Origin of the sequence: Peptoniphilus sp. DNF00840 (genome assembly GCF_001553125.1) — a bacterium.
In the GTDB taxonomy this organism is placed as follows: domain Bacteria; phylum Bacillota; class Clostridia; order Tissierellales; family Peptoniphilaceae; genus Peptoniphilus_A; species Peptoniphilus_A vaginalis.
The window spans coordinates 1-5,895 of the sequence record NZ_KQ960229.1; the positions used below are offsets into that span (position 1 = coordinate 1).

The 5,895-nt window shown below is 32.9% G+C and carries 4 protein-coding genes; all 4 read right to left on the bottom strand.

What is annotated here, in order from left to right; translation table 11 throughout:
• Positions 1–54 precede the first annotated feature (54 nt).
• Complete coding sequence (locus tag HMPREF1864_RS05905) at positions 55–1,398, bottom strand: butyryl-CoA:acetate CoA-transferase (RefSeq protein ID WP_062571906.1); 1,344 nt, start codon at positions 1,396–1,398, stop codon at positions 55–57.
• 20 nt (positions 1,399–1,418) lie between these two features.
• Positions 1,419–4,346: a UvrD-helicase domain-containing protein gene (locus tag HMPREF1864_RS05910; RefSeq protein ID WP_062571907.1), complete on the bottom strand. Its 2,928-nt coding sequence runs from the start codon at positions 4,344–4,346 to the stop codon at positions 1,419–1,421.
• A 17-nt stretch (positions 4,347–4,363) separates the two neighbouring features.
• Positions 4,364–4,642 carry an ArsR/SmtB family transcription factor gene (locus HMPREF1864_RS05915; RefSeq protein WP_197415073.1) on the bottom strand — a complete coding sequence of 93 codons (279 nt, stop codon included), beginning with the start codon at positions 4,640–4,642 and terminating at the stop codon, positions 4,364–4,366.
• 285 nt (positions 4,643–4,927) lie between these two features.
• A complete protein-coding gene (locus HMPREF1864_RS05920) occupies positions 4,928–5,800 on the bottom strand; it encodes a stalk domain-containing protein (RefSeq protein WP_062571908.1) in 873 nt (290 codons plus the stop codon).
• Positions 5,801–5,895 lie beyond the last annotated feature (95 nt).

A 5,895-nucleotide genomic window follows, 5' to 3' on the forward strand; every position in this document is an offset into this window, starting at 1 on the left:
TTTGTTAGTCCAACTTTTGGGGGTCAGTTCAAAATCAGGGGACATAATTATAAATTATCTCTTGTTAGTTCTTCTCCAGATATTCATTCTTTCTGCTTCCTTAATTAGGTCATCCCTAAATTCTGGTGCAGCTATGTTAATAATACCTTCTGCTCTTTGCCATGTTGCTTGGCCCTTGCAGTTGAACTTACCATATTCAGTTACTAGCCAGTGAGTGTTAGGTCTTGCAGCTGTAATAGCTGAGAAAGTTTCAAAGTTTGGAACGATTCTTGATTCTTCCTTACCTGTTTTCTTGTTCATAAACTTAGAAGATAGACAGATGAAGGACTTTCCACCCTTAGATAAATAAGCTCCTAGGACGAAGTCAAGTTGTCCGCCAGCTCCAGAAATGTGTTTTGATCCTGAAGATTCAGAACTTACTTGTCCAAATAAGTCTACGTTAACAGCGTTGTTAATTGAAATAAAGTTGTCAAGTTGAGCAATTACTCTTGCATCATTTGTGTAAGAAACAGGAGCAGACATAGCATCAGAATTAAAATCTAAATAATCATACATTTCTTGAGAACCTGCTGCGAAGGCATAAACTTGTCTAAATCTATCAATTGACTTCTTTGAACCACTTAACTTACCCTTCTTCGCCATATCTACGAACCCATCAACATACATTTCTGTATGAACTCCAAGATCCTTTAAGTCAGAGTCAGCAATTAGAGAGCCAACAGCATTTGGCATTCCACCAATTCCTAGTTGAAGTGTTGCACCGTTAGGAATTTCTTCTACAATTAATTCTGCAACTTTTTTATCAACTTCACCGAAGCTTCCCTTTGGAAGTGCAGCAATTTCTGGATTTTCTCCTTCGATAATGTAGTCTACATCCTTAATATTAATTTCGTGTTCGAATCCCCCAAGGCAAGTTGGCATATTTTTATTAATTTCAACAATTACCTTGTCAGCGACTTCTGTAACTGCTCTCAAGTGTGAAGCATTAAGACCAAAATTAAAATTACCATGTTTATCCATTGGAGGAGTTACAATAACTGCTATATTAACCTTGCAATTTTCCCTATACATTTTTGGAAGTTCTGAGTACCTTAATGGAATATAAAATCCTCCAGGTGTTTTGTTAATTCTATTTCTGTCTGGTCCACCTGCGTGCCAAGAATTCCAAACAACTTTTTCTCCTGCTGGGTCCTTTTTAAATACTTCTGGCTCCCAAAGAAGTACCCCACCTCTCAAATAAATTTCATTTAATTCATCTAGTCTTTCAGCAAGAGCCTTGTCAAAGGCAAGAGGTGTACTTGCTCCCCAAGCGTAGTCAATCCACATCTTGTCCTTAACCAGTCCAGCTGCCTCTTTGGCTGTAATTAATTTTTCCTTATAGTCCTTAGAATAATCCATATTTCCTCCTTAAAATAAAATTATAAATAATCCCTTAATAGCTTGTGAGACCTTATAAACTTAATGTAGTTTAAGAATTCATCCATTACTTCCTTATATTTTTCATCACTTGTCTCTACAACTATTTTATTTTTACCCCTTAGATCAAATATATATGCTGCCTTTATCTTAACTTTATATAGGTTCTCATAGATTGCTGAATAAAGTAATAGTTGGTTCTCGTAGGTCTTTTTTAAATCATCTACACTACCCTTGCTGGTCTTTAAATCAATGATATAATAATCGCCACTTATATTTATAACTTGATCCATATAACCCTTTACAAGAAAACCTTTTAAGTCATAGTAAAATAAAAGCTCTTTATCTATTATACATTCTTCTTCCATTTCTAGGTAGTTAGAAATTAATTGTTTTGAAAGACTTAGTTTATCTTCATTTAATTCTTCTTCATAATATACAAATATGTCTTTTATAAGCTCATCTAAGTTCTCACTCTTTAAATCATTTTTCCCATACCTATAGGCAAACATATGAACAATATTCCCAAGAGTCTTGGGGTCCATTACTTGATCTGTCCCTTGACCCTTGGTGTACCTGTCTATTCCCAAGAAGTACTTGTAAAAAAAGTCTTTCCTACTTCTCTTGAAGTTTATAAAATCTGTGACTGTGTAATATTCTCTTATCCTATTTTCAAATTTTATATCTATATCAAGTGGAATAAGCTTTTCTTCTGCTCGCCTTTCTTCTCTATTAGAAAACTTATATTCCCTTAGATTATTAAGATCACCCAAGAGAGAAAAGTAAGAGCCTGCCCTTGCTTTTTCATAATCTCCAAATAAAACTAATTCTTTTTTTGCCCTAGTCATAGCTACATAAAGAACCCTAATCTCTTCTTCCTCATCAATTGTCCTTAGTTTATTTGCAATTTCCCTGTGAGAATAATTAGAAAGGTCTGAATTTATTCCAAGTCCCAAGTCCCTATCCACTATTATCCTATTGTTACTAGAAAGCTTCTTCCCCTTGTCCATGTGAGAAATTATTAGGCCATCAAACTCTAGACCCTTGGACTTGTGAATGGTAAGAAGATTAATTCCATCTTCAAGGTCTTCAAAGGTCATTGAAGAAATTTGCCTTTCAAAGGCCCTAAAGTCATTGGAATAATTTTCTACAAAGTCCCTTGCTTCTTCCTTAAACCTATAAATATATTCCCAGTCACTTCCTTTTAAAGTTCCAAGCTTATAAAAATAATCTATCAACTCATCAAGAACTTCATCTATCATTAGGTAAGATGACTTCTCTCTTATCTCCCCTAAAAAGTTCAAAAAATTTTTTATGTTTTCTTGAGATGATTTATAATTTAATAGGTCTTCTGAATTATTAATTCCCTCATTTAATATTGTCACCAAATCTTTGAATTCAAAGTTCAAAAGCTTTGAGTTAAAGAGTGATAAAAATTCTAAAAATTCCTTTGGGCTGTAAATTGCAGATAGAATGTTTTTAATAAGTCGCAAAATTTCAATTTCATCAAGTCCTCTCTCGCCCTTCTTATACTTAATTCCCCTTGCAGATAAGACTTGACCAATCTCATCAATTTGGGAGTTGGACCTTGATAGGATTGCAATATCCTTTGGCTCATATTTTTTTAATAAATCTTTTGCTAGATCTGCTATTTCAGAAATTTCAGGAGAATTATAGAGGTAGACTCCCCCACCCTCCCTATAAGAAAACTCCATTTCTTCATAAGGGTCAATTAAGTCCTTAAATTTTTCATTTATAAAATTTATTATTTGACCATCAGACCTATAATTCTTGTTCATTAAGAGGGAGACTCCCCTGTCTTCTATGTCTCCAGAAAAAGAAAAATAAGACGAAAGGTCTGTTCCCCTAAAGGCATAAATAGATTGCTTAGGGTCCCCAACTATAAAAATATTTGAAGAAGAAAAGGCCCTAATGATTTCATTTTGAATTTCGTTTGTGTCTTGGTATTCGTCAACAAGTATGTAAAAGTACCTAGACACAAGTTCAGACTTGACAAGAGGATTTCTTAAAAGAAGCTCGGCATAAGAAATTATATCTTCGTAATCAAGCCCCTTTAAAGCCTCCTTAGAATTCTTATAATTCTTGTCAATCTCCTTTAATATTTCTATTATGACCTCATAATAGTCCTTGTTCTTATCTTCCAAGTCCTTCTTCAATTCTTGGATAAGGTCTTTGATTTCTATAAGCTTGTCATTATGTTTTGTAGATGTGCCAAGATTATCTTCTATTTCATTTAAAATTTCACTGTCAAAGGTTTTTAAAGATTTTATTTCATCAATCTTATTATCGTAAAAGGTCTTAAACTTATTTCCACTTAGCTTCCTGAATTCATCTAAAAGTATAAGCAAGTCATCAAAACTTTTTTCTGTCCCAGTAAAGTTTAAAGACTTATTTAAAATATCATCAAAATCCAAGTTGTTATTTTTAAAATCCCTATAAAGACTTATAAAAATATTTTTTTCTTCAAAGGGAGAGGACTTGAAAGCCAAAAGATAATTTTTAAATCTTTCATCTTCGAAATTATTTAAGCTTTCTTTAACAGCTTCCTCTAGGAGGTAGTCTGATTCTCTGTCATCTAAAATTTTAAAGCTTGGATTTATACCAAGAATAAAGGAATAATTCACAACAATTTCAAGAGCAAAGGAGTGAATAGTCATCACATTGAGGTCCCTTTCTTCGAAGTCAATATTGTTGAGAACAAGTTCTTTTGATATTCTCCCCAACATTTCCTGAGCAGCTTTTTTTGTAAAAGTTATCGCCAAGATTTGCTTAGGATTTATATTATTTTTTACAATATTTATAAACCTGCTAGTGAGGACCCTAGTCTTACCAGTGCCAGCTCCTGCCATTAAGGATATATCTTTGTCAAGAGTGTAAACTGCTTTTTTTTGAACTTCACTTAGTTCCATAATTGTAGCCTTCCTTACTAATCGAAGAGAACATTAGCAAGTCGTAAAATAAATTCACTTTCCACCTTGTAGTAGATTTCTGTTCCCCTTCTATTTGTTACTAAAATTCCAGCTCTCCTAAGCTTGCCTAGATGAGCTGAAACAACGGGTTGTTGGATTTGAAAGATTTCTTGCATAGATCCAACCTTAGTTGGTCCATTGTCAATTAAATTTTTTAAAATCTTAAGTCTAACTGGATGAGCCATAGCCTTTAAAAGCTCAGTTGTGTTTTCAAACTTGTCTATTTTCTTCTTCAATTCTTACCTCCAAGTGTGTGAGAGTCACAATTTAATTTTATATATTTAGGTTATGTAATAATAAAACATTTGTCAACATCTTTTGCATAAGTTGGACTCATACAAATATTTACAAGAGAATAGCTTAGCAAATAAGACTTGTGTTTTATAAAATTAAAATTTTTTAATTCCTCACATCAAATATTTCAAGCATATAAAAATAAAAATTCTTAATTCACAGATAAAAGGCTTCTCAAAAAACAAAAAAAATCCCTCATAAAAATTATTATGAGAGATTTATAAAAATTATTTACTAATCTTTACACTTCTTGTTGAAGCATCCCAATCTACTTTAGCACCTAAGATTTCTGAAATTGCTCTTAGGGGTACAAAAGTTCTTGCATCCTTAATCACTGCTGGTGAATCAATTGCAATTTTCTTTCCATTAGCTTCAATTTCTTTTTCACCAATTACAAGACTTGCTTTGTTATCACCAATGATAACAGTTTTTGTATCAGCCTTCCAATCAACTTTTTCACCAAGAGCTTCAGAGATAAATCTTAGAGGAACCATTGTCCTTCCATTTTCAATGTAAGCTGGAGTCTCTGGTTTGATTTCCTTGTCTGACACAAAAATTTTAATTTCAGACTTAGCTGAAGATTTTTCAGTCTTTACATCCTTCTTGCTTGCAGGTTTAGAATCCTTAGCTTCCATAGCCTTTGCATTAGCCCAGTCAAACTTTAGGTAAGCCTTTTGTTCTCCTGAACCCTTTCCACCACCAGCAATAGCATCCATAGCATCAACCCATACAGCAACAAGAATTTTATCTTCCTTTGGATTAGTTCTTACAAACTCGTGCTTCTTTGTGTATTCACCATTAATAGGGCTTTGCTTAGTTTCAACCCTCTTAGAGTCCTTATCGCCATCATAGATAAATAAATTTGTAAGTTCACCTTCCATATTCATAAATTCCATCTTCTTTAGAAAAATATTGTAAATAAATTTACCATCCTTTTCTTCAACTTGGGCAACTTGTTTTAAAGAAGGATTACCCATAGAATCCTTGTCTGGTTCACCATACTTAACTAACTTTACTGGTACTTCATAAGAACTTGCAGCAAAAATAGCATTAGGTAATAAAACTAAAACTAACAATAGTGATAAAATAATTTTTTTCATATTACACCTCATTTTTATCTAAAGGGACTCTTAATTTAAAAGTCCCTTTAGATTTTTAAACTTAATTGTGATCAATGTTATAAAGAACTTGTGCA

What these genes read in the sequence shown, in the direction of transcription:
- HMPREF1864_RS05905 (WP_062571906.1), bottom strand. Translation starts at nt 1,398, where the DNA reads ATGGATTATTCTAAGGACTATAAGGAAAAATTAATTACAGCCAAAGAG.
- HMPREF1864_RS05910 (WP_062571907.1), bottom strand. Translation starts at nt 4,346, where the DNA reads ATGGAACTAAGTGAAGTTCAAAAAAAAGCAGTTTACACTCTTGACAAA.
- HMPREF1864_RS05920 (WP_062571908.1), bottom strand. Translation starts at nt 5,800, where the DNA reads ATGAAAAAAATTATTTTATCACTATTGTTAGTTTTAGTTTTATTACCT.